Genomic DNA, 20,819 nt, shown 5'->3' on the forward strand with positions numbered 1-20,819 from the left:
TACTTTAAGGTATGCGATGGAAGCTGATGCGTGACAGATGACTATTTTTTACGCCCTATTCCGTGTGAAATTCACTCTAATGAGACTGCTCAACCTTGGCATAGGCCTCACGATCAACAAACAGATGTGAGTTCGAATGAAGCTGAAGAACGCTCGCAGGCAGCGTGTTCACGACTGGTCCTTTGACGGCTTCAAACACAGCATCCGCCTTTTTCGATCCGTTCGCAATCAATGTCGCGTTTTTCGCGTCTAGAATATGCTTGATCCCAAGCGTAATCCCTTTCGACAACACACGCTGTTCTTTAAAATATTTTTGTCCGACCGTGCTGGTCACAGCGTCCAGCTCCGATACATGGGAGTATGACTCAAAGGATACACCTGGCTCATTAAATCCAAGATGCCCGTTCACTCCTATACCTAGCAATATGTAGTCGAGGCCCCCATGCTGCTTAATGACCGCATCGATTTTGTCGCACTCGGCTTGAAGGTCTTCTTCCTTGGCATTGAACGCATGCACCTGCGAATCTTGAATGCCTGCCGGGCTATAAAATTGATTGTAGAGGAAATGAATGCAGCTGCCTTCATCCTCGCGGCCAAGCCCTGCCCATTCATCGAGTCCGACGAAGGTAGCTTTGCTAAAGTCCACTCGTTTGTCCTTTGCCGCTTGCACAAGCAATCGAAATATTTCTCTTGGCGTATCGCCGCCAGGGAAGCAGAGGAGGGAATCCGGCTTAGCATGGACGGCTTGGATAATCTGTTCGGCAGCCTGCTGAGACATTTCCTCGTAATCTTTGGACACAACAATATTCATGTTTCATCCGCTCCTTATCCGCTTTAAAATGAAGCAAAAAGTGATTAATTCACTTCTTGCAGCTTTTGAAAAGCAAAGGCGACAGCGCCGAGCCCGCCAGCATCCGTGCCAAGAACCGCCAGCTCGATATCCGCATGATTAGGCGTAAAGTTTAATACGTTCTTTTTAATTTCGCCCATTACGATAGGCATCGATTCCGAAACTCCGCCGCCAATGATGATCTTCTCGGGATTGATTAAGCTGCATACATTGGCGATGGCAACCGATACTTGTCGGATAAATTTTTCAATAATAGCTGCTGCTTTAGGATCCTGGTTGGCGTACTGCTTAAACAGCTCTTCAGGAGCAATCCCATGCCTCGAGAGACCTGTGCCGGAGTTCTTATTCTCGAACGTCCCGAACTGTCCAGGCTGATTGGTTAATCCGTTCTCGACATCTTCCATGTCTATGAAATATCCGATCTCGCCCGAGGAGAAGTTATGCCCTTCGAGCAGCTGCCCGTTATAAATAATGGCCGAGCCAACCCCCGTACCAAAGGCGATAAAGAACATATTTTGGGACATGACCCCTGATCCTAGCCACCGCTCCCCAAGTGCTGCGCACCGAACATCGTTATTGATAAATACAGGGAAGCTGAATTGCTGCTGCATGATGTCCTTCAGCGGTACATTCTGCCACCCTAAAGCCGGGGCATCAATCACTTCACCCGTTGTCGTGTTCGTCATCCCAGGGACACCGACGCCCATTGCAATGATTAATTGCTGATTCACGCCTGATTTTAAAATCGCCAGATTAATGGTAGCTATAATTTCATCGATATCCGCTATCGTCTTAATCTTTTCTTTAAATACGACTTCTCCATCCAAATCCGTAATGACGATAAAAATCTTCGTTCCTCCAATGTCCACCCCAACGCCGTATGCCGATTTCGGGTTAAAGCCGAGTTGAATGCCTCGACGTCCACCCTCTTTTGTGGAGCTGCCAAAGCCTTTTTCAATCACGACTTCTTTATTTAATAGATCATCGACGATAGCTGATACAGTAGAACGTGCAATACCTAGTTTTTTCGAAATTTCAGCTCTGCTGATGGGCTGCTCGGCACGAATCAGCTGCACGACCTGCAGAAAATTAGAGCTCATTGTTAGTTGGGAAATTGTATTGTTATCCATATGACATTCCTTTCAAATACAGGCTTGTTTGTTCGTGTAAAAAACAAACTACTTTTTAATGATAATGCAAACGATTTCATATTTCAACCTCGTTTTTGATATAGATTTCGCGGGGGGAGGGGTATGCAGATTAGGCGTTGAATATAAAAAAAGCCCGCAACGGCCTATGTTGTAAGCGCCATTCGAGCTTGATTTATCTACGGGTCATCTTCATTTGCACCATGAAGATTTATATTTTTTTAACAAACTCGGATTTTAGTTTCATAGCTCCAAAGGTATCGATTTTGCAATCAATATCATGATCGCCATCAATTAATCGGATATTTTTTACTTTCGTGCCTATTTTGATAACCAATGAGCTGCCCTTTACTTTAAGGTCTTTAATGACGGTTACCGAGTCACCATCGTTCAAAATATTTCCGTTGGCATCTTTAACGATCTTTTTGTCTACATTATTTTCACTTTCTGCTTGCAAGCTCCACTCATGGCTGCATTCCGGGCATATCAAGAGACTTCCGTCCTCGTACGTATATTCGGAGCCACATTCCGGGCAATTGGGTAAGCTAGACATGATCTCATGTCCTCCATTCATTATTGTTCATTTATAATTCAGTCACAAGTATATCACTTGTGGTCGACTCCGTCCTGCTTCCGTCCCAGTGTCTGCCCCGCTAATCCAAAGAAAAACAGGTCAATCAGCTGATCCAGGCTCCGATTGATAGGCTCTTGATTCGCCGTATCCCAGTACCGCCCCAGCTCATTTTTATACATTGTGAAGTACAGCATAGCCGTTTCTTCTGTCTGGTCTCTATGAATATACCCTTCCTGCTTCCCCATCGCGACAAACTTCATAAAAAACGGCATAACTTTCCGTTCGTTATAGCTTTCCATCATTTGCGCCAATCCACTGAGCTCTGTAGACGGAGCTTTCGAAAACTCATCGGTTAACACTTTTAAATTTTTGGCCTCCGAGAGCATGATCTTCTTTGTTTTCTCCGGAAAGGAGAGCGCTGAACCCAAAATATTCTCGTACTTCTCCAGCTGCTTGTCCATCCAATCCAAAAGCATATCGGAATATAGCTGCTCTTTCGTTCCAAAGTAGTTATAAATGGTAGCAGGCGAGACATTCGCCATTTGAGCGATCTCATTTACGCTGACCTTCTGAAATCCGTGCTTGAAAAATAGCTGCAAGGAGACGCTGTATATTTGCTCGATTTTTTTCTGTTTCCTTCGCTCGTAGCCGTTCATTTTCTCCACCTCACTTGAAGTGTAGCTTAAGTTTTAGAGTAACTCAACAAGATCAGTATAAATCTATTGAAAACGCCTTTTCGAGAAGTTATAATGATTTTGTAGTTAATTGGTCCATTCAGTACAAAACTTTAGTTTCACAGAAATTGATCTTCGCACACATTAATGGTTATGGGAGTGTAATGAAATGAATCCGATTCGAATTCCTTCGTTCTTGCATGATGTGTTTGGCGAGAAACAGTGTTTGGGTTCCATTCTAGCCATCCTGTTTTTTGGCGCTCTGCTGACTGCTGCAATTTATGTGAGCTTCCCTGAGCTTACGGACCATTTGCCGCTGTGGCGCAGCGCCCTGGCATTGTTATTGATGTTCGATATTTTCTCCGGCTGTCTCGCAAATTTCACGGCTTCAACCAGCAATTTCTACGCGGCACGGGCAAAGAATCGCATCGTGTTTATAGCGATACATGTTCATATCGTGCTTGTTGCCCTTTTATTAGATGTCGATGTTTGGTATTCAATCATGGTGTGGGCTTATACCATTATAGGAGCATTTGTCGTGAACGCTCTTATCGGCAGCCATTCACAGCTATTTGTTGCAGGCCTGCTTACTTCTGTAGGCGTTGGCTGTTTACCTTTGCTTCCTGACATTCAGCCCTATATGTTGATCACTTGTATGTTGTTTATGCTGAAGGTGCTGTTCAGCTTCGCTGTTGATCATTATGGCAAAGCCATAAACAACAAACATGAAGCAGCATGAGCATTTCTACGCACAACGTATCCAGGCTGACAAGGGCAGACAAACCTTTATTCGTAGCACTCATGAGCCGTGCTTTTGCCCATGATCCCTTATTTCTGCATCTATTTGGCGATTTAGAAGTAGATCACAAGGCTAGAGGCAGCGTGAAGGCATTTGTTTCCTTTATGTTTGATAAAAGCTTTTTGCTGAATGAAGAGGTATGGGGTTATTTTGAAGAAAAACGATTGCTTGGGGCCTACGTGGTAGAGAAGCCGCATACCAGCAAGCTTCAGCCTATCAAAGTCTTGGGACTAATCTGGCAGCTGATTCCTTTATTTTTTCAATTGTCCGGCAAAACGCTGCATCTCCTTAATTCCTATATGCGAGTGACTAGATCCGTCGCTCCATCCGTGACGCATCACTACCTCATTATGATTGGCGTTGAGCCCCAGGCTCAGGGCAAAGGAATCGGCAAAGAACTGCTGTCTCATCTGCTGAGCGCGGTAGATACGGATAAGAAATCGCAGGGTATTGCGCTGGATACGGAAAACAAACAAAATATAGATTTGTATCGAAGGTTTGGATTTATTTTAAGCAGCGAAACGCAAATTAGCGATTTACCTGTGTATGGCATGTTCTATTTGAAAAAATAGCATGATTCCAAACGACGAAAAACAGGGTATCCGGCTAGGTACCCTGTTCGAGCTTGTCGAACTTCTGAACGAGGACATTTATCATATATGTATGAAGAACGATATGAAACCCCAGCCTATTAGGCAATATCATATCTTGGTTACTTTTCTTTTAGTTACTATATAATATTTCAGCTCTTACGAAAGACTATGTTTTCAGCTATACTTTCACTTGAACGAAGTGAGATAAGACGAACCACATCCCTATATGCGACAAAACCTTCAAGCCGGATTAATCAATCACTAAGGAGGACTTATTTCAATCATGAGAACAATTAAATTAGGAACCAGCACATTAGAGGTGCCTGTCGTTGCTGTCGGCTGTATGCGAATTAATTCGCTGGACAAGACCGAGGCTGAGCAATTTGTTCAAACCGCGCTGGACGAAGGGGCGAACTTCTTCGATCATGCGGACATATACGGCGGGGGAGCTTGCGAGGAAATATTTGCAGATGCCATCTACATGAATGAGAGCATTCGCGAGAAAATCATCCTGCAATCCAAGTGCGGCATTCGTCAAGGAATGTTCGACTTTTCCAAAGAGCATATTTTAGATTCTGTAGACAAAATTTTGAAACGACTTAGAACCGACTATTTGGATATTCTGCTTTTGCATCGTCCGGATACGCTGGTAGAACCGGAAGAGGTAGCAGAAGCGTTCGATCTTCTTGAAAGCTCAGGCAAAGTGCGCCATTTCGGCGTTTCCAATCAAACTCCAATGCAGATCCAGCTGCTGAAGAAATCGGTGAAGCAGCCGCTTGTTGCAAACCAGCTGCAGCTCAGCATCACCAATGCCAACATGATTTCCAACGGCTTTAACGTAAATATGGAAAATGACTCTGCTATTAACCGCGATGGCAACATTCTCGATTATTGCAGACTGAACGACATCACGATTCAGCCATGGTCGCCATTCCAATACGGATTTTTTGAGGGCGTATTCCTCGGAAACGACAAGTTCCCGGAATTGAATCAACAAATCGATGAAATTGCAAGCAAATATGAAGTTAGCAACACTACAATTGCTATCGCTTGGCTCTTGCGCCATCCCGCGAACATGCAGCCAGTCATCGGCACGATGAATATCGACCGGTTAAAGGATTGCATCAAGGCAAGCGATGTGCATCTGACACGCGAAGAATGGTATGCGATCTTCCGCGCGGCTGGCAATGTTCTGCCTTAACACAAAAAAATGGTTGGACCGGATGCAAGATGCATTCGGACCAACCATTTCACTTTTCTGCTTATTACGCTTTATTGGAAGAACCAAACTCGCGCATTTTGCCCGCAACTGTTGCTTTGATTGCGTCACGGCCTGGTGCCAAAAATTTACGTGGATCGTATACTTCTGAATCAGAAGTCAAGATTTCACGAGCAACTTTTGTAAATGAGATTTGGTTTTCTGTGTTTACGTTGATTTTTGCAGTTCCCAGCGAGATTGATCTCTTAATATCAGCTGTAGGAATGCCTGTACCACCGTGCAATACCAATGGAAGCTTAATTGTTTGGCAAATTTCTTCCATTTCTTTGAAGCCTAGGTTTGGCTCGCCTTTGTAAGGTCCGTGAACGGAACCAAGTGCTGGAGCAAGGCAGTCAATACCAGTAAGCTCAACTAGCTGTTTACACTCTTGTGGATCTGCATAGATAACGCCATCAGCGATAACATCATCCTCTTGTCCGCCAACTGTTCCAAGCTCAGCTTCAACGGAAACGCCGCGCTCATGCGCGTATGCAACGACTTGTTGCGTCGTTTTTACGTTCTCTTCGAATGGGGAGTGGGAAGCATCTATCATAACAGAAGTGAATCCTGCATCAATGGCTGCTTTACATTTTTCGAAGCTTGAACCGTGATCAAGGTGAATAGCAACCGGAACCGTGATTTTCATTTCTTCGATAAGAGATTTCACGATTGCAGTTACAACTGTGAAGCCTCCCATGTAACGAGCTGCACCTTCAGAAACGCCAAGAATAACTGGTGATTGCTCTTCTTGAGCAGCACCCAAGATTGCTTGTGTCCACTCCAGGTTGTTGATGTTGAATTGACCAACAGCGTAACCTTCTTTTAAACCTTTGTTCAACATGTCTTTCATCGAAACCAATGCCATTTTTAAATCCTCCTTCAAAATAATTGCAAGTTAATGACTAGACCTTTCAATCATACCCAATTCATCTGCAATTTAAAATTGCGTTCATAAGCTGCAGTTGTATTGGCACGAACGGAATGGGTTTGGCCTCGTTCACGTTCCTCTTATAAGTCGTCTACATTTTATCACAAATTTCATTATAAGACACCTATAGCAGGCTGATTACTTTTTGTCACTTCTTCGATTATATCATATTCATAACCCTATTATGGCCTCCGCTTTATTTGCTATTCCATTCAAAGTCAACTTATCTATTCTTTTTTCTGAGCAGCCCTAACTCCTCTAGGTTGAATTTTTTCTGTTTTACCTTCTATTTTTCAAGTTTTTTGTCGAACTATAACTTTCGTTAGATTCCTTTTTCGAGTTTCACTATCCTAAGGAATGCAAAGGCCGATGGTTCAATACGATCTATTAAAGGGGCGAGCTTAATGTTAGTACTAGGAAGAAAACCAGGAGAATACATCGTCAACGCTCAAGCGATGCTCGCACAAGCCAACCAACAGCCGCAAGGCGTATTGCAGTTGCTCCGTTAATCGGAACAATGAGAAAGGAGACTCTAGGCACTCTAGAGTCTCCTTCTTTTTATTCTTTACTAGAGAATCAACATATGGAACACTACTGATTCATAGGGTTATCAACTTTCTTAAGTTCAACTGCAATATTCTGAACCCCGCCTTCTTCGGCTACCGTGAAATTGGTACTCACTGAATGTGGTTTTCCGGAAGCATCTCGATATCCAATGACTCGATACTGCCCAGATGGCGCATAGAGATTAAATTGGTTACCTATCACTTCTACATGGACAAGTATAGATGTTTGGGCATTATACAGCGTAATGGAGCCGCCTTCTATTGGAACCGAGTCACCGGTTAACCTGCCACTGACATTTAATTCAGGCAATTTCAGATTATCGGGTGTCGTCATCTCGCCCTGAACCGTAATCGAAAAACTTTGCGATAAAATATATGCTTTACCCTTCACGTTTACGTTAACAATCTGATATTTCCCATTCGGTACGTCCAAGTTTATTTCGCCAGCAGTCCATTGCGTATAGGTTACTGGGCTTTCGGGCTTATCCTGGGAACGAAGATTCATGTTACCTTCTTCAATTCGGCGCCCCTTGGCATCCGATAAGGTAAATAAAGGAAGTGTATCACGTTTTCCTTGTATAACCATCCAGCTGTTTATATTTTGCTGAACGCTCAATTCATAAGGCGTATAGCCGTGTTCATTCATTTTATAAGGATCAGCACCGGCTCTTAGCAGAGATTGAACAATGCTATAGTTCTGAGCGCGGACTGCTCGATACAGGGAGTTGTCGATTCCTGGATCTGCTCCATGCTTCAGCAACGTATCAACAATAGCAGGGGAAGGATATAGATTCCTTGAGGGAGTTCCCTCCGATGAAATTCCGATAATACCTGAGGCTGACTCTAGCAGCGTTCCGGTTCTATCCTTTTGATTGGGATCTAGACCCGCCGTAAGCAGCAGATCCAGCAATTCGGCATTCTGATGCAGAATCACCGTAGAGCCTAAATCCTGACCGTTCCCCTTCATTTGGGCTCCGCCATTTATCAAGGCGCGAGCAGCTTCTGTTCTGTTATTAATAATTGAGTAGTCTAATGGCGTATTAAATAAGTATTCAATGATTAATTTACCGTTCGGATCGGCCCCTCGCTTAAGCAGGTTTGCAATGGCGATTGCATCGCCCTTTCTCGCTGCCTCGAACAAGCTCCGCTGCAGAGCCTTCCTAGCATCATCGGTCAATCCGAAAATTAATTGGTTGTTTGTAGAATCGTACATCACGTCCTTGCCGAGTACAATTCCGATGAACCGCGCCGGTACATAGATACGCCCATCCCTTATAATTGGCGGCTGTGTTAATCGAAGCTCCCGATTCCCAATGTAAATTCTGGATTGATCTACTTCTGCTTTGAACGAAGTACCCCCATGATTTACCGTAATACGCTTCTTCTCAAATTTCGAACTGATATTCAGCGCATCAAATATATTTTTTGCATGCAGCATTTTGCTTCCTTTAACTTCAATCGGCTTAACAGAAAGCTTAATCTCGTCACCATCAACAATCACCTTAATGGGCGTCTTCCCAGCAGCTATGGCTGAGGCACCAAAATCGATCAACGAGAAGGACATCAATACTATCATTAGCAATAAAACATTTCTATTAAACCTTATCATTTTTCTACCCCTCCCTACTTTTACCATTATATCATCCCAATTAATTTTACCCATAAATTATCTAATCCAGAAGCTGCAGCTCCCTTACTTTGGAGATCGCTTGTACTCTTCTCTTTACTTGCAGCTTGATGAGCGCCTGTCTTTAAAAGCGCTAATGCTTGAACATATGCTGTAGAAGCTTTAGCCTTTCTTCCTGCTTTCAGGTTAAGCCGCGCCAATTGTTCCATTTCCGCCTGATCGGTTATAAACTCGCTGCCCAAATTAAGATGATGGACGACCTCAAACAGATGATCTTCCGTTTCTTCCGAATGAAAAAAATGAACCATTAATAAACCGATTTTTAAAAGGAAGCCCGCCCGTCTGTAAGCATCGATGGGGATTGATTAATAAGCTGGAATGTCTGTCGACCCGATTGGAGCTGAATGAGAATATTGTCGAGATTTACATTTTGCCGGATTAAACCTTTTAGATGCTGCTTCTGCTAATTCCAAAGAGAATGAAGTAGAAAAATAGAGGCAACTTTATTATAACTAAGCTTCAATATCAAAAAAAAAGACAGAACCCGTGGTCCCGTCTTTCTGTGATCGGTTAAAACGATTTCCTTATTAAGGATAGATTGAAAATGAGTTATCCATCGTTATCCGCGCGCCGCGGCGTCGGCATAGAAAATAACCGTAAAGAAATGTACCGCTTCGGAACCTGAATTGCGATACCAATGCGGCCTGTTCGCATGGAAATGAACAGCGCTGCCTGCCGGCACCTCGTAGGATTCCTCGTCGTGCATAAGCTCCAGTACACCCTGATGAACGAAAATATATTCCTCTACCCCGTCGTTATGCGGCTCGGAGCCGTGCACGCAGCCCGGTTCGATTGTGACCATGTAGGACTCGAGCTTCGTTCGCAAGCTATATGGGAACATCGGGTAAGCGCGGTAAGCACCGTCGTCTTCCGAGAACAGCTCCAGATTGCCGGGCGTTGCTACCGTCACCTCCGAATCCACGTCTTCGATAAGTGTCGTAAATGAGATTCCAAGCCCGTTGACGATGCGCCACAGCACCGAGATTGTCGGATTCGAATCCCCGCGTTCAATCTGCCCGATCATTGCCTTGCTCACACCGGTCATTTCGGCCATGTTATCCAGGCTTAAACCGCGCGATTTCCGAATGGCCAGCAGATTTTTCCCGACCTTTTTGTGAATCTGTTCCATCTCTCGCAGCCTCTCTCTAAACCGTCATCCAGCCAAAGTTAAGCGTATTATAACAGATTCGAACTTATCTCGCTATAAGTCGACTTTTCTTTGAGATTAGAGAGCATATCGTCGGTCATCCGATCCAAATCGTAATCAGCACGGAAATCCCATTCTTCGCGCGCAGCCGATGCGTCTATTGCATCCGGCCAACCGTCCGCGATAGATTGCCGCAGAGGGTCAATGTCGTAATCCAGCTCGAAGGCTGGCAGATGCCTGCGGATGCTGGCTGCAATCCCTTCGGGATCAACACTCATTGCCGTCACGTTAAAGGCGTTTCGATGCTTAAGCCGGGATGCATCCGCCTCCATCAGCTTAATCACCGCATTGATTGCATCTGGCATATACATGAGGTCTAGGAAAGTCCCTTTATCGATATACGAAGTGAAGCGGCCGGTCTTCACCGCGCTTACGTACATGTCGACCGCATAATCGGTCGTCCCGCCTCCCGGAGGAGCGGCGTGGGAGATCAGTCCGGGAAAGCGAAGCCCCCTCGTATCCACCTTATATTTGTGGAAATAGTAATCGCACAGCAGCTCGCCGGCCACTTTGTTGATGCCGTACATCGTCGCAGGGCGCTGCATCGTAACTTGCGGCGTACCGAATCTCGGCGTCTCCATGCCGAAGGCCGCGATTGAGCTCGGCGTGAATAGCCGGCAATTAAGCTCTCTTGCCGCCTCCAGCGCGTTCAGCAGCCCTCCCATATTCAACTGCCACGCATGCATCGGCAATGCTTCTGCCGTCGCGGACAGCAAAGCCGCTAGATGGATAACCGTATCGGCCTGATGCGATTTCACCGTATTGTAAAAGGCCTTGCCATCGGTTACGTCCAAAGTCTGGAACGGTCCGGACTGCGCCGCTTCACTGGAACACTCCCGGATGTCCGTCGTCATTACCGCATCATGGCCATAGATCTGACGCAGCCGAACCGCTAATTCGCTGCCAATCTGTCCAAACGCGCCGGTAATAAGAATACGCCTCATATCGTTTCCTCCTAAAGAATGATGCCGAACTCGCGGCCCGCCGATTCATATATAGACAACGCACGGTCCAACATTTCTTTCGTATGATCGGCAGTAGGCATATTGCGAATGCGTCCCGCTCCCTTTGGTACGGTCGGGAATACGACTGCTTTGGCGTATACGCCTTCTTCATACAGCTTCGCGCTGAAGCGCTGGGTCAGCTGCTCGTCGCCGATCATGCAAGGCGTGATTGGCGTCACCGTATGGCCAACCGTAAACCTAAGCTTCTTCAGGCCATTTTGCAAATATGCCGCGTTGTTCCAAAGCTTCTCCTGCAGCTCTTTGCTGTCTTGGATAATACCGATCGCCGCAATGCATGCCGCAATCGTGCCCGGCGGCTGCGACGTTGAGAAGAGGAATGGACGGCTGCGCGCTTTAAGCCAATCGACGACTTCCTGCGTTCCCGCCACGTAACCGCCTACCACTCCAACTGCTTTCGACAAGGTGCCGATTTGAAAATCGATATGGTCGGAAAGACCGAAATGCTTCACGGTACCCGCTCCTCCGCCGAGCACTCCCGTACCATGCGCATCGTCCACGTAGGTGATCAGATCGTAGGCTTCTGCAATCTTTACGATTTCAGGCAGGTTCGCAATATCGCCATCCATTGAGAACACACCATCCGTAATGACCATAATTTTATCAAATACACCCGACTCCCTTGCTTCCTGTGCCTTGCTCCGCAAATCGTTCATATCGGAATGACCGTACCGGATTACCTTCGCTTTCGTTAACCGGCAGCCGTCAATAATGGAAGCGTGGTTGAGCTCATCTGACAGAATGGCATCCCCTGCGCCCATGATCGCTGAAATCGCTGCCATATTGCAGTTGAAGCCAGACTGATAAGCAACAGCAGCTTCAGTTCCCTTAAACGCGGCCAGCTTTTCCTCCAGTTCGTCATGCAGCGATAATGTCCCGTTAATCGTCCGTACGGCTCCGCTTCCGACCCCGTACTGTATCGTGGCCTTGACCGCAGCGTCCACCAATCTCCCGTCAGTCGCAAGTCCCAAATAATTGTTGGACGAGAGATTCACAAGCTCCTTGCCTTTCAGCCGAATAATGGGACCGTTCGGGCCTTCCAGCGTGTCAATCGTCGGATACAACCCCCGGTGATGAAGCTCGTCAAGTTCTTGACGTAGAGTTGAAGATAATCTTTGGTTTCTCATCCGTATTCCACCTCGTATCAGTTAGGTTTAAGTTTATATAATGCCATTGTTATCATAGTGTACAAAAGTACACGATAGTGTATGTATGTTATAATATAAAAAAATACGCTATAGCGCAATACATAATTGACAAGATTTTCAGATTTTTATTCACTGGTTGTCCTTAACGTAAAAAAACCCCCTGCCGAGTCAATGGCAGGGGTATCTAAGGTATTGTATTTCAGACTTGCTGATTAGAGCGTGGTATCATCAGCAAGCGGCGTTTCCATTATTTCCTTAACCTCTTTGAGGTCATGGGTCTTGCCTAATGCCCACATCAGCTTCGGCACAATCGCTTCTGTATTCATATCCTTCGACGAAATAATCTGTTCTTTGGCAACTTTTCGCCCAACTTCATAAAGCGTCAGATCGCCGCCCTCTTTCAGACATTGTGTCGTTATTACTACAGCGACTCCAGCCTCTACAAGCTCAATGATTTTCGGAAGCAGACTCCGCCCTTCGGTAGGAACCCCGCCTAAACCAAAGCCTTCGACAATGACACCTTTATAGTGCTGCTTCAGGTAGTCGAATAGCTCAGGCTTCGTACCTGGATGCAGCTTTAACAAAAAAACATCCGGACATAGCGATGTGTCCAGCTGTATCTCTTTATTGGGCACAGGTGAAACAGATGCATGGTACTTGATTTCATCGCCAGCAAAGACAGCAACATATGGATGATTAATGCTTTCGAAGGCATCGTAGCTTCGCGTTTTCACTTTCACCGCTCTTGTCCCGTTAATCACCTTGCCATCAAAAACAACGAACACGCCTCCAATGTCCTCACACGCAAACTTGGCGGCGTTACGCATATTATCGATGGCATCCGTATGCGCATTGTGGATAGGAACCTGCGAGCCTGTAATAACAACTGGTTTACTTATATTCTGCAGCATATAGGAAAGCGCCGCCGATGTATAACTCATCGTATCCGTTCCGTGTGTAATAACAAATCCATCGTAGTCGTAATAATGGTTATACACAGCTTTCGCGATGATGACCCAAGATTCAGGCTGCATGTTGGTGCTGTCTATATCCATAAGCACTTTATTGTCGACTCTATACATGTGATTTTGTTCTGGCAAATAGCTGATCAAATCATCAGCGGTCATCCCCGGAGCCAATCCATCCTCTCCATGCACAGAAGCGATGGTTCCACCTGTAGCTAGCAACAGTATCTTTTTCATAAAATATTCCTTTCAAGTAGCTTCAGTTTCCTGAAGCCTCTGATTCTGCTACCTTTTTTACATTTTCCAAAAAATTAACAACGACCTTCTCATTTGCAAATATCATAAATAATTTCGCATACCACTTCAATGCGTTATTGGTTGCTGTGTATCTAAGCTTTGTTCTATGATCATTTACTCGCTGCAATTCATATAAAGCTGTAATCTCAAAGCAGTTTGCCAGCGTGAATCCAATCTTCACTTTCTTATCGCTTGGATGATTTGAATATTCTAAAGTATGGACATCATATTCCTCGATCCGTTTGCCTTGTTTATACTTTTGACGATATATACTGCCGACAACCTCCTTAGTAAGGCTGACTGGTTTATTCTCCACCACTTGAGGAATAATTTTTTGCATCTGCTCTAACGAACCATCTAGATACGACCACACTTGTTCAATGGGAGCGTTTATCTCGATTTCTCTGGTCCATTGCTTCATTTTAATAGCCCCCTTCTTTAATATCCTTTTTATCTATTCTACATGATTGCTGAAAAATTGTAGAATACAACATTACAATCGCGCCTTCTGTTATTAGCATTTAATCGGCATGTGTATTTTTACTTCCTATCATGGAATATTATCTCAAGAAGATCTATTGTTGAAAAGGGGATCGATGTATGGATGCAGGTTTATGGTTGGAGTATGGCTGGGTTTTATTCGTGTTGATTGCACTTGAGGGGATCCTCGCAGCCGATAATGCATTGGTCATTTCGATTATGGTCAAGCACTTACCGCCAGTAGAAAGGAAAAAAGCACTCTTTTACGGTCTCGCGGGAGCTTTCTTGTTTCGGTTCGGATCATTATTTATTATTTCATATTTGGCAGATGTATGGTACGTGCAGGCCATCGGTGCCGTTTACCTCATATTTATATCGCTAAACCATATATTAAAGCGTTTGATCGCCAAGCAAAAGGAGCATAAGAAAAGAACGGAGAAGAAGCCGGAAAATTTCTGGGTGACGGTCTTGAAGGTGGAGTTGGCTGACTTGGCATTCGCAATTGATGCCATATTGGCTGCGGTGGCTTTGGCCGTCGCATTGCCGCCAACCGGCTTGCCTCAGATCGGCGGGCTTGACGGAGGACAATTTCTACTCATTCTCGCAGGGGGCATAATAGGTTTGGTCATCATGCGTTTTGCCGCATCCTACTTCGGCAAGTTACTTACGAAGAAGCCTGGCCTTGAAACGGCTGCGTTTATGATTGTAGGCTGGGTAGGCGTGAAGCTGGCCGTCTATACGCTCTCTCATCCCGACGTCGGGGTACTGTCTGAATATTTCCCGAAGAGCGGAATCTGGAAAACGATATTCTGGAGCGTCATGATCGCTATCGCAGTTGGCGGCTGGTTCCTCTCCAAGGAACAGAAACCATCTGAATCAGACTTATGAAATCCATCCATGCTCTTGCGCTTTTTCAGTCGCTTGCTGCCTGGTCTCTACCCCCAGCTTTTGAATGGCAATAGACAAATAATTCCGAACGGTTCCATCCGTTAGAAATAATTGCTTAGCGATTTCCCTGGTCGACAGTCCCAGCTTAGACAAGCGCAATACAGCCGTTTCCCGTTCGGTCAGCGGGTTTTCTTCCTTCAGGAAAAGAACCGCTGCCAGGTCAGTGCTAATCACTCGCTCACCAGCCATTACCTTGCGTATGGAATGGATTAAAAACTCAATCGGTTCATCTTTTAACAAGTAGCCCTCTACCTTTACATCCATTGCTTTTTGCAAAAAACCGGGGCGTGCAAATGTCGTTACGATGATGATTTTCGAGGAACGTCCTTCTTGCCTGAGTCTCTCTGCAATTTCAAGTCCGGAAAGGAACGGGATCTCGATGTCGAGCAAGCACACGTCCGGCCCATATTGCGCAATAGCCTCCCATGCCGCCAGTCCATTCTCTGCTTCCGCTACAACTTCAATGTCCTCCTCCATGGATAACAAAGCCGATAACGTCCCACGAAGCAATTTTTGATCTTCTGCAATGACTACACGTATCACCTTGCTACCCCCTTCCGCTGCTCGTTAGTGGAACCTTAAACGTTATGACCGTTCCTTTGCCTTGACTTGCCGATATATGAATATCTCCCTGCAGCATAGCCATTCTTTCCTTCATCGACTGCAGACCGTTCCCTTCGCCCTGTCTCAAGCTGCCATTCCCGTTATCGCTCACTTGAATACAGTAATATTCAGACTCTATGTATGGTGTAATCGTACACTGATTGGCTTCGCTATGTTTAATAATATTGGTAATCGCTTCTCTCACAGAAAGTGCCACCATCGTTTCGGCAACGTTGGATAAGGGATTCATTGCCCCATCATCCTTCGCAACCAATGCAATGCCGGCCTTTTGTAAAATAGCTTTGGATAGTTCCATTTCCTGCTTAAGGGAAACAAATTTCATGTCGGTGACAAGCTCCCTCACTTGCTTTAACGCATATCTTGAGGTGTCCAAAATATCCTGCAGCTCATGCTTCGCCTTGTCCGGGTTATTTTCCACCAATCGCATCGTTAGCTCGCTTTTCAGTTTAATCATGGTCAGCGTCTGACCAAGCGTGTCATGAAGATCCCTGGCAATCCGGTTTCGTTCCTCCTCTTGAATATACCGTTCAAGCTGAGCATTGGCGATTGCGAGCTTTTCTTTCAAGATATTCGACTTTTCTCTCGAAAAAACAACGATCGATGCTGCCAACTGGGCAATCATAATGGGGAAATACATCGTTGTAAAAACAGCAAATGGACTGCCCTCATTTATCCAACCGTATAGAACAAACATAGCTGCGATTCCAGCCATGCCCGTGATCATAATCGCCTTCCGATTGGCTCTTCCAAGTAGATCAGCAAACACAAATCCGTACATCAGGATCCAAATGTCGGCTTTAATTGCAAGCACTACAAGCAGTGCGCACCCAACGAGACTTGCCATGAGCAGACGCCAGTCCCGATACCACAATCCTGCATAATGGGAAATGATCAACAACGGGAAGAGTATAGCCTTCAAGGCTAGATTGACGGAGCCATTTTCGATAAAGACTTGATAAATTAAAAAGGAAACCGCAAAAGCATCAATAATAAGGTATTTTTCGATCTGATCTGCGGGATACCATTTTTTTAGCATCGTTCATACACACCTTATCTATTTATCAATCAGACTATGATTTTCCTATAAGACCTGAAGTGAATCTTCGCGCTGATTCCATTGGACCGTACTTGAATCGCTTCAGCCATATGGAAGCAAAAAAGATTTGAAATAAACAAATCGACATCCAAATCAATAAAATCGTTACCGAATTCACCTTGCCGCCTAAACCGAAGCCCCAGCCATAAAAAATGACAGAAGAAATGACATTCTGCATCGCATAGCAGCTGAGTGACATTTTGCCTACCTGTTCAAGCTTGTTCCACAGCCATAGCCTCTCATTTGCTTCTACCAGCTTAGCGATTAACCCGATATATCCGAGAGATAGGATCGGCGCAAATAAATAGCGCACTGGCAAATCAAAGTAGCCGCCGGGCACAAAAATAAGCAAATTAAGCGGAATGCCAACGCATAATCCGATGTAGAGAAGCTTCTTCCGTTTCTTCTTGCCACTCTCCTCAGGAGCAAAAAATCCAGACCTCATCATTCGTATGCCTAGCAGGAATAGAAAAATGTTCATGGGGATTACAAAAAATGCCTCTAACCGCAGCGCGAAAAAATGAGTAAGCCTGAAAACAACCTGTTGAAGCCAGCTGCCGTCCTTATATAATAACACCGTTTCTTTCATATCACCTAAGGACATATGAGCGCCTATTGCGCCGAGATAGATTCCTAAACACAGAATTAGCAGCATAATAGCCCCATGCACGCCGCCGATGATCATCATCGCTCTGTGAATGGCGCGGTCTCCGCCTTTTATAATAAAAGCAGCAAGGATTGCCGTTATCCCGTAGCTCATCAAAATATCATATTCCATCACTAGAGTGAAATGAATAAATCCCTCTGCCATAAGAATAATCGACGTCCATATATAAACCCCAGGCCATGCGTTCCCTCTTCTTAATGCCTGCTGGTACTTCATCTCAAGTCCGATCCCGAACATAATCGTGAGCAAGCCAAGCAGCTTCCCATTAACCAAGAACAGGACAAAAACTCTTACAAATTCCTGGAAGGATGTCCACCACTCCATTCGGTTAAACGTGAATACATAATTCAAGTCTCCCATATGAGCAAAGATCCAAATATTCGTTCCAAGTGTCCCCAAAATAGCAAAGCCCCTTAAAATATCCAACAAACGCAATCTGCTGCCATTCTCTTTCATAACGTCCATCATCCCTTCCGCTCTGTTCTTATCTTTATTTTAGCGCTGAACGGAAACAGGCGATATTCACAGCAGTCAGTTGCTTTGTATGACAGTGTCATATGAAGAGTTGGATGAAAATGACGAAAACCCCTTCTTGTGAGAAGGGGAAAGTTGTCGGTTAAGACTTCAGGGCTGCTCCCTGTTCGCTATTTGCTCTTGGGCGAGACGGATCATTTCCCGAACCATGGAACCGCCAATTTTGCCACCGACATGACCTACTGATTCCGTAGTTAGATGGCCGTTGTTTCCTGGCTGCAGAGGTACGCCAAGCTCCTTCGCCACTTCGTATTTGACGTCGTCCGGTTGATTCGGATTAACGGCATATCCTTCGCGTTTCATTACATCTGCTTTGAAAGCTTGCATCCCCTGTTCGACCCCTGGCACCGCATATTGCCTTCTTCTTCTTCTTGCCATCATGAAGCACTCCTTCGATGTCTTTTTCCCTAACATGCCCAGAAGCACAAATTTCATTCTGGCAGCTCCTTTCTGCCGGATGTGAGGCGCACCCCAACACGCAAAATTCGCTCGGTCAAACGGGACCCTTCCTTTTGACAGATAGCAATGCCTTCAATCCGAATATTTTTGTGACGGGCGCCTTTCGCTCTTCCGATAAGCTTTCGGAGTCATGCCGCTCCATTTTTTAAATACCTTGTTGAAATAGCTCTGATCGTTAAAGTTCAACCAAGCGGCGATATCAGAAATCGGATAATCGGTCAGCGTGAGCAGCCGCTTCGCTTCCTCAATCCGTTCGCGTTGGACGTACTCGGAAATGGTAAGTCCAACCTCCTTCTTAAACAGGCTCGACAAGTAGTTTGGACTGAGATTCGTGCACTCAGCTAGCCGTTCAAGAGTAATGTCGCCGTATAAATGGTTGGCGATCTCGTGAAGACTATCCTGTATCGCGGGTGAATAGTGACCACGGCGAACCTCAGACACCCGATCGACGAAGTCGAACAGCACTTCGGTCATGATCGCGGCAATCGCTTGCAGCGTATCCTTCTCCTCCAGCTTCTGAATATAGAAATCACTCAGTGTAAACGCATCCTCCTCGTGCATGCCTCCTTCAATTGCAGCGCGGCAGACCAGTGCGATTCCCGTAATCATCAGGTTCTTCTCGCTGCGAAGCCTGCTCCTCTTAGCCAGCACGCCAAACTCGTCCTCGGCAATAATGGATTCCGTGACGAATGTTCTTATTCTCTCCCGCTCTCCGCTCCGCACATAGTGCAGCATGACACGCTCATGAGACAGGTTAGCATGCAGCATACCGCTGCGACGTCTTCGCGACAGCTCGGCATCCGGCTCTTTCTTCTCCACAACCGGTTCCGGCATCGGCATGCCATCCGCTAGAAGACTAGTCGACGAATCGAGGAGATGCCTCTGAATCACATAGAAAATCATACGGCTTAAAGCGGAGGTGCGCTCAGGAGGGAGTATCGGAATCTCATCATACAATAGGAGAAGCTGCCTCTGGTTACCCATTGGGAGGGAACTCATTGTCTCGTTCCATTCTCCCCCTTGCGGCTTTTCATGCATGTACGGTCCTACGACGAGCGTACCGGCAAGCTGGTTTTCGTCAAGCGCATTCACAAAAAAATAGTGCAGCTTGGAACGGGTAAAATGAACCGGCTGCTCCTCAGCATACAGCGCATAAGCGTAGCCCGCTACCTGCTCGCGAATGGATGCAAAATAAGGGTTGGAGTGAAGCGAACGATCGGCGTATTCCGCTTCAATTGTCCGGCCCGGATGTATGATAAATACAGGTATTCCAATAACATCATAGAGAAGACGTCCAAAGATGACCAGTTCGGGGAGCTTATTCATGGAACCTCCATAGGGTATGATTAGGGTTAAAAAGTAGATGATAAAAAAGTACTACAAATCATTGATAAATACAATTTTAAACGATGAAAGCGCACTACAATAAGTATGCAGAGATCATCTGCTATTACACTCGAAAGGGTTGAACCCATATGTTGGATAATAAAATAGCGGTCATCACTGGAGCAGGAAGCGGCATCGGCCGGGCTAGCAGCTTAAAAATGGCAGGCCACGGCGCAAAAATCGTCGTTGTCGATTTTAATCAGGAATCCGGCCAAGAGACGGTTCGACTTATTCAGGAGCAAGGCGGAGAAGCCCTCTTCGTGCAGGCCGACGTATCAAAAAGCGAGGATGTTCAGCGCTATGTAAAAGCGGCCGTTGATGCTTACGGACGTATCGATATTTTCTTCAACAATGCCGGCGTCGTACAGAAGTTCGCGAAGCTCGCGGACATTGACGAGAACGAGTTCGACCGGATTATGAACGTAAACGTCCGGGGCGTTTTTCTCGGTATGAAATATGTTTTAAAGGTGATGGAGGAGCAAGAAAGCGGAACGATCATTAATACCGCTTCGACGGCTGGGGTAAAAAGTGAGCACAGCGCTTCCGCTTATTCCGCCAGCAAGCATGCGGTTGTCGGTCTGACGAAGGGCGCGGCGATCGAGTATGTGAAGAAAGGCATCCGTATCAACGGGATTTGTCCTGGTGGCGTGGAAACAGCTCTGACGAAGAGCGTAGAACAGTCTTTCAAGTCGGGGGGATACGTGCCAGAGGAAGTCGGCAATATGCGTATGGGCCGTTATGCTAAGCCGGACGAGCTTGCGGAAATCGTTACGTTCCTCGCTTCCGATCGCTCCAGCTACATGACAGGCTCTATCGTACTAGTCGACGGCGGGCTGACGCTTTAAACGGATTAGATCGAAACGCTTCGATACTATGATGAAATTGATTTAATTTATCGCTCAATAAAAG

At 45.7% G+C, this 20,819-nt stretch carries 22 protein-coding genes; 5 read left to right on the plus strand and 17 right to left on the minus strand.

Features of this window, described 5'->3' with window-relative positions; translation table 11 throughout:
- Nucleotides 1–76: 76 nt before the first annotated feature.
- From AC1TPC_RS07100 to AC1TPC_RS07115, 4 genes are all read right to left on the minus strand, one after another.
- On the minus strand, nt 77–811 hold the full coding sequence (locus tag AC1TPC_RS07100; RefSeq protein WP_482066165.1) for a glucosamine-6-phosphate deaminase: 735 nt from the start codon (nt 809–811) through the stop codon (nt 77–79).
- 44 nt (nt 812–855) lie between these two features.
- Nucleotides 856–1,980, minus strand: coding sequence for an ROK family transcriptional regulator (locus tag AC1TPC_RS07105; protein ID WP_482066166.1), 1,125 nt, complete (start codon nt 1,978–1,980; stop codon nt 856–858).
- Between the two features lie 229 nt (nt 1,981–2,209).
- Nucleotides 2,210–2,551, minus strand: coding sequence for a zinc ribbon domain-containing protein YjdM (locus AC1TPC_RS07110; RefSeq protein WP_482066167.1), 342 nt, complete (start codon nt 2,549–2,551; stop codon nt 2,210–2,212).
- A gap of 53 nt (nt 2,552–2,604) precedes the next feature.
- The gene (locus AC1TPC_RS07115; protein ID WP_482066168.1) at nt 2,605–3,228 is read right to left on the minus strand and encodes a TetR/AcrR family transcriptional regulator; all 624 of its coding nucleotides are present in this window, start codon (nt 3,226–3,228) and stop codon (nt 2,605–2,607) included.
- A 187-nt stretch (nt 3,229–3,415) separates the two neighbouring features.
- On the opposite strand from AC1TPC_RS07115, the gene AC1TPC_RS07120 reads away from it, so the two are divergent.
- From AC1TPC_RS07120 to AC1TPC_RS07130, 3 genes are all read left to right on the plus strand, one after another.
- The gene (locus AC1TPC_RS07120; protein ID WP_482066169.1) at nt 3,416–3,985 is read left to right on the plus strand and encodes a hypothetical protein; all 570 of its coding nucleotides are present in this window, start codon (nt 3,416–3,418) and stop codon (nt 3,983–3,985) included.
- A complete protein-coding gene (locus AC1TPC_RS07125) occupies nt 3,982–4,617 on the plus strand; it encodes a GNAT family N-acetyltransferase (protein ID WP_482066170.1) in 636 nt (211 codons plus the stop codon). The genes AC1TPC_RS07120 and AC1TPC_RS07125 overlap by 4 nt, the downstream gene beginning before the upstream one ends.
- Before the next feature lie 304 nt (nt 4,618–4,921).
- Nucleotides 4,922–5,839 (plus strand): aldo/keto reductase, encoded by a 918-nt coding sequence (locus tag AC1TPC_RS07130; RefSeq protein WP_482066171.1) that lies wholly within the window; start codon nt 4,922–4,924, stop codon nt 5,837–5,839.
- 64 nt (nt 5,840–5,903) lie between these two features.
- On the opposite strand, the gene AC1TPC_RS07135 is transcribed toward AC1TPC_RS07130, so the two are convergent.
- The 8 genes from AC1TPC_RS07135 to AC1TPC_RS07170 all read right to left on the minus strand — a co-directional run bounded on the left by AC1TPC_RS07135 (nt 5,904) and on the right by AC1TPC_RS07170 (nt 14,137).
- The gene (locus AC1TPC_RS07135; protein ID WP_482066172.1) at nt 5,904–6,761 is read right to left on the minus strand and encodes a class II fructose-bisphosphate aldolase; all 858 of its coding nucleotides are present in this window, start codon (nt 6,759–6,761) and stop codon (nt 5,904–5,906) included.
- 654 nt (nt 6,762–7,415) lie between these two features.
- A complete protein-coding gene (locus AC1TPC_RS07140; RefSeq protein ID WP_482066173.1) occupies nt 7,416–8,999 on the minus strand; it encodes a stalk domain-containing protein in 1,584 nt (527 codons plus the stop codon).
- A gap of 26 nt (nt 9,000–9,025) precedes the next feature.
- The gene (locus AC1TPC_RS07145) at nt 9,026–9,325 is read right to left on the minus strand and encodes a hypothetical protein (RefSeq protein ID WP_482066174.1); all 300 of its coding nucleotides are present in this window, start codon (nt 9,323–9,325) and stop codon (nt 9,026–9,028) included.
- Between the two features lie 311 nt (nt 9,326–9,636).
- Nucleotides 9,637–10,206 carry a helix-turn-helix domain-containing protein gene (locus AC1TPC_RS07150; protein WP_482066175.1) on the minus strand — a complete coding sequence of 190 codons (570 nt, stop codon included), beginning with the start codon at nt 10,204–10,206 and terminating at the stop codon, nt 9,637–9,639.
- A 47-nt stretch (nt 10,207–10,253) separates the two neighbouring features.
- Nucleotides 10,254–11,228 (minus strand): NAD-dependent epimerase/dehydratase family protein, encoded by a 975-nt coding sequence (locus tag AC1TPC_RS07155; RefSeq protein WP_482066176.1) that lies wholly within the window; start codon nt 11,226–11,228, stop codon nt 10,254–10,256.
- A gap of 11 nt (nt 11,229–11,239) precedes the next feature.
- The gene (locus AC1TPC_RS07160) at nt 11,240–12,433 is read right to left on the minus strand and encodes a glycine C-acetyltransferase (protein ID WP_482066177.1); all 1,194 of its coding nucleotides are present in this window, start codon (nt 12,431–12,433) and stop codon (nt 11,240–11,242) included.
- 233 nt (nt 12,434–12,666) lie between these two features.
- The gene (locus AC1TPC_RS07165) at nt 12,667–13,656 is read right to left on the minus strand and encodes an asparaginase (RefSeq protein ID WP_482066178.1); all 990 of its coding nucleotides are present in this window, start codon (nt 13,654–13,656) and stop codon (nt 12,667–12,669) included.
- Nucleotides 13,657–13,678: 22 nt separating this feature from the next.
- Entirely contained in the window at nt 13,679–14,137 is a 459-nt protein-coding gene (locus AC1TPC_RS07170; RefSeq protein WP_482066179.1) for an SRPBCC family protein, read from the minus strand.
- A 179-nt stretch (nt 14,138–14,316) separates the two neighbouring features.
- Between AC1TPC_RS07170 and AC1TPC_RS07175 the strand changes: the two genes are divergently transcribed.
- Entirely contained in the window at nt 14,317–15,084 is a 768-nt protein-coding gene (locus tag AC1TPC_RS07175; protein ID WP_482066180.1) for a TerC family protein, read from the plus strand.
- Here the strand turns inward: AC1TPC_RS07175 and AC1TPC_RS07180 are convergent.
- The 5 genes from AC1TPC_RS07180 to AC1TPC_RS07200 all read right to left on the minus strand — a co-directional run bounded on the left by AC1TPC_RS07180 (nt 15,079) and on the right by AC1TPC_RS07200 (nt 19,850).
- Nucleotides 15,079–15,687 (minus strand): response regulator, encoded by a 609-nt coding sequence (locus AC1TPC_RS07180; protein ID WP_482066181.1) that lies wholly within the window; start codon nt 15,685–15,687, stop codon nt 15,079–15,081. The genes AC1TPC_RS07175 and AC1TPC_RS07180 overlap by 6 nt on opposite strands.
- Nucleotides 15,688–15,691: 4 nt before the next feature.
- Nucleotides 15,692–16,804 (minus strand): sensor histidine kinase, encoded by a 1,113-nt coding sequence (locus tag AC1TPC_RS07185; protein WP_482066182.1) that lies wholly within the window; start codon nt 16,802–16,804, stop codon nt 15,692–15,694.
- Nucleotides 16,805–16,838: 34 nt separating this feature from the next.
- On the minus strand, nt 16,839–17,987 hold the full coding sequence (locus AC1TPC_RS07190; RefSeq protein ID WP_482066297.1) for a DUF418 domain-containing protein: 1,149 nt from the start codon (nt 17,985–17,987) through the stop codon (nt 16,839–16,841).
- 168 nt (nt 17,988–18,155) lie between these two features.
- A complete protein-coding gene (locus AC1TPC_RS07195; RefSeq protein WP_482066298.1) occupies nt 18,156–18,443 on the minus strand; it encodes an alpha/beta-type small acid-soluble spore protein in 288 nt (95 codons plus the stop codon).
- Nucleotides 18,444–18,596: 153 nt separating this feature from the next.
- Nucleotides 18,597–19,850, minus strand: a complete 1,254-nt coding sequence (locus tag AC1TPC_RS07200) for a helix-turn-helix domain-containing protein (protein WP_482066183.1) — start codon at nt 19,848–19,850, stop codon at nt 18,597–18,599.
- A 149-nt stretch (nt 19,851–19,999) separates the two neighbouring features.
- Here AC1TPC_RS07200 and AC1TPC_RS07205 point away from each other — a divergent pair, with 149 nt between their 5' ends.
- Nucleotides 20,000–20,755, plus strand: a complete 756-nt coding sequence (locus tag AC1TPC_RS07205; protein WP_482066184.1) for an SDR family NAD(P)-dependent oxidoreductase — start codon at nt 20,000–20,002, stop codon at nt 20,753–20,755.
- The last annotated feature ends 64 nt before the right edge of the window (nt 20,756–20,819 follow it).

This window comes from Paenibacillus sp. Y280 (assembly GCF_056786335.1).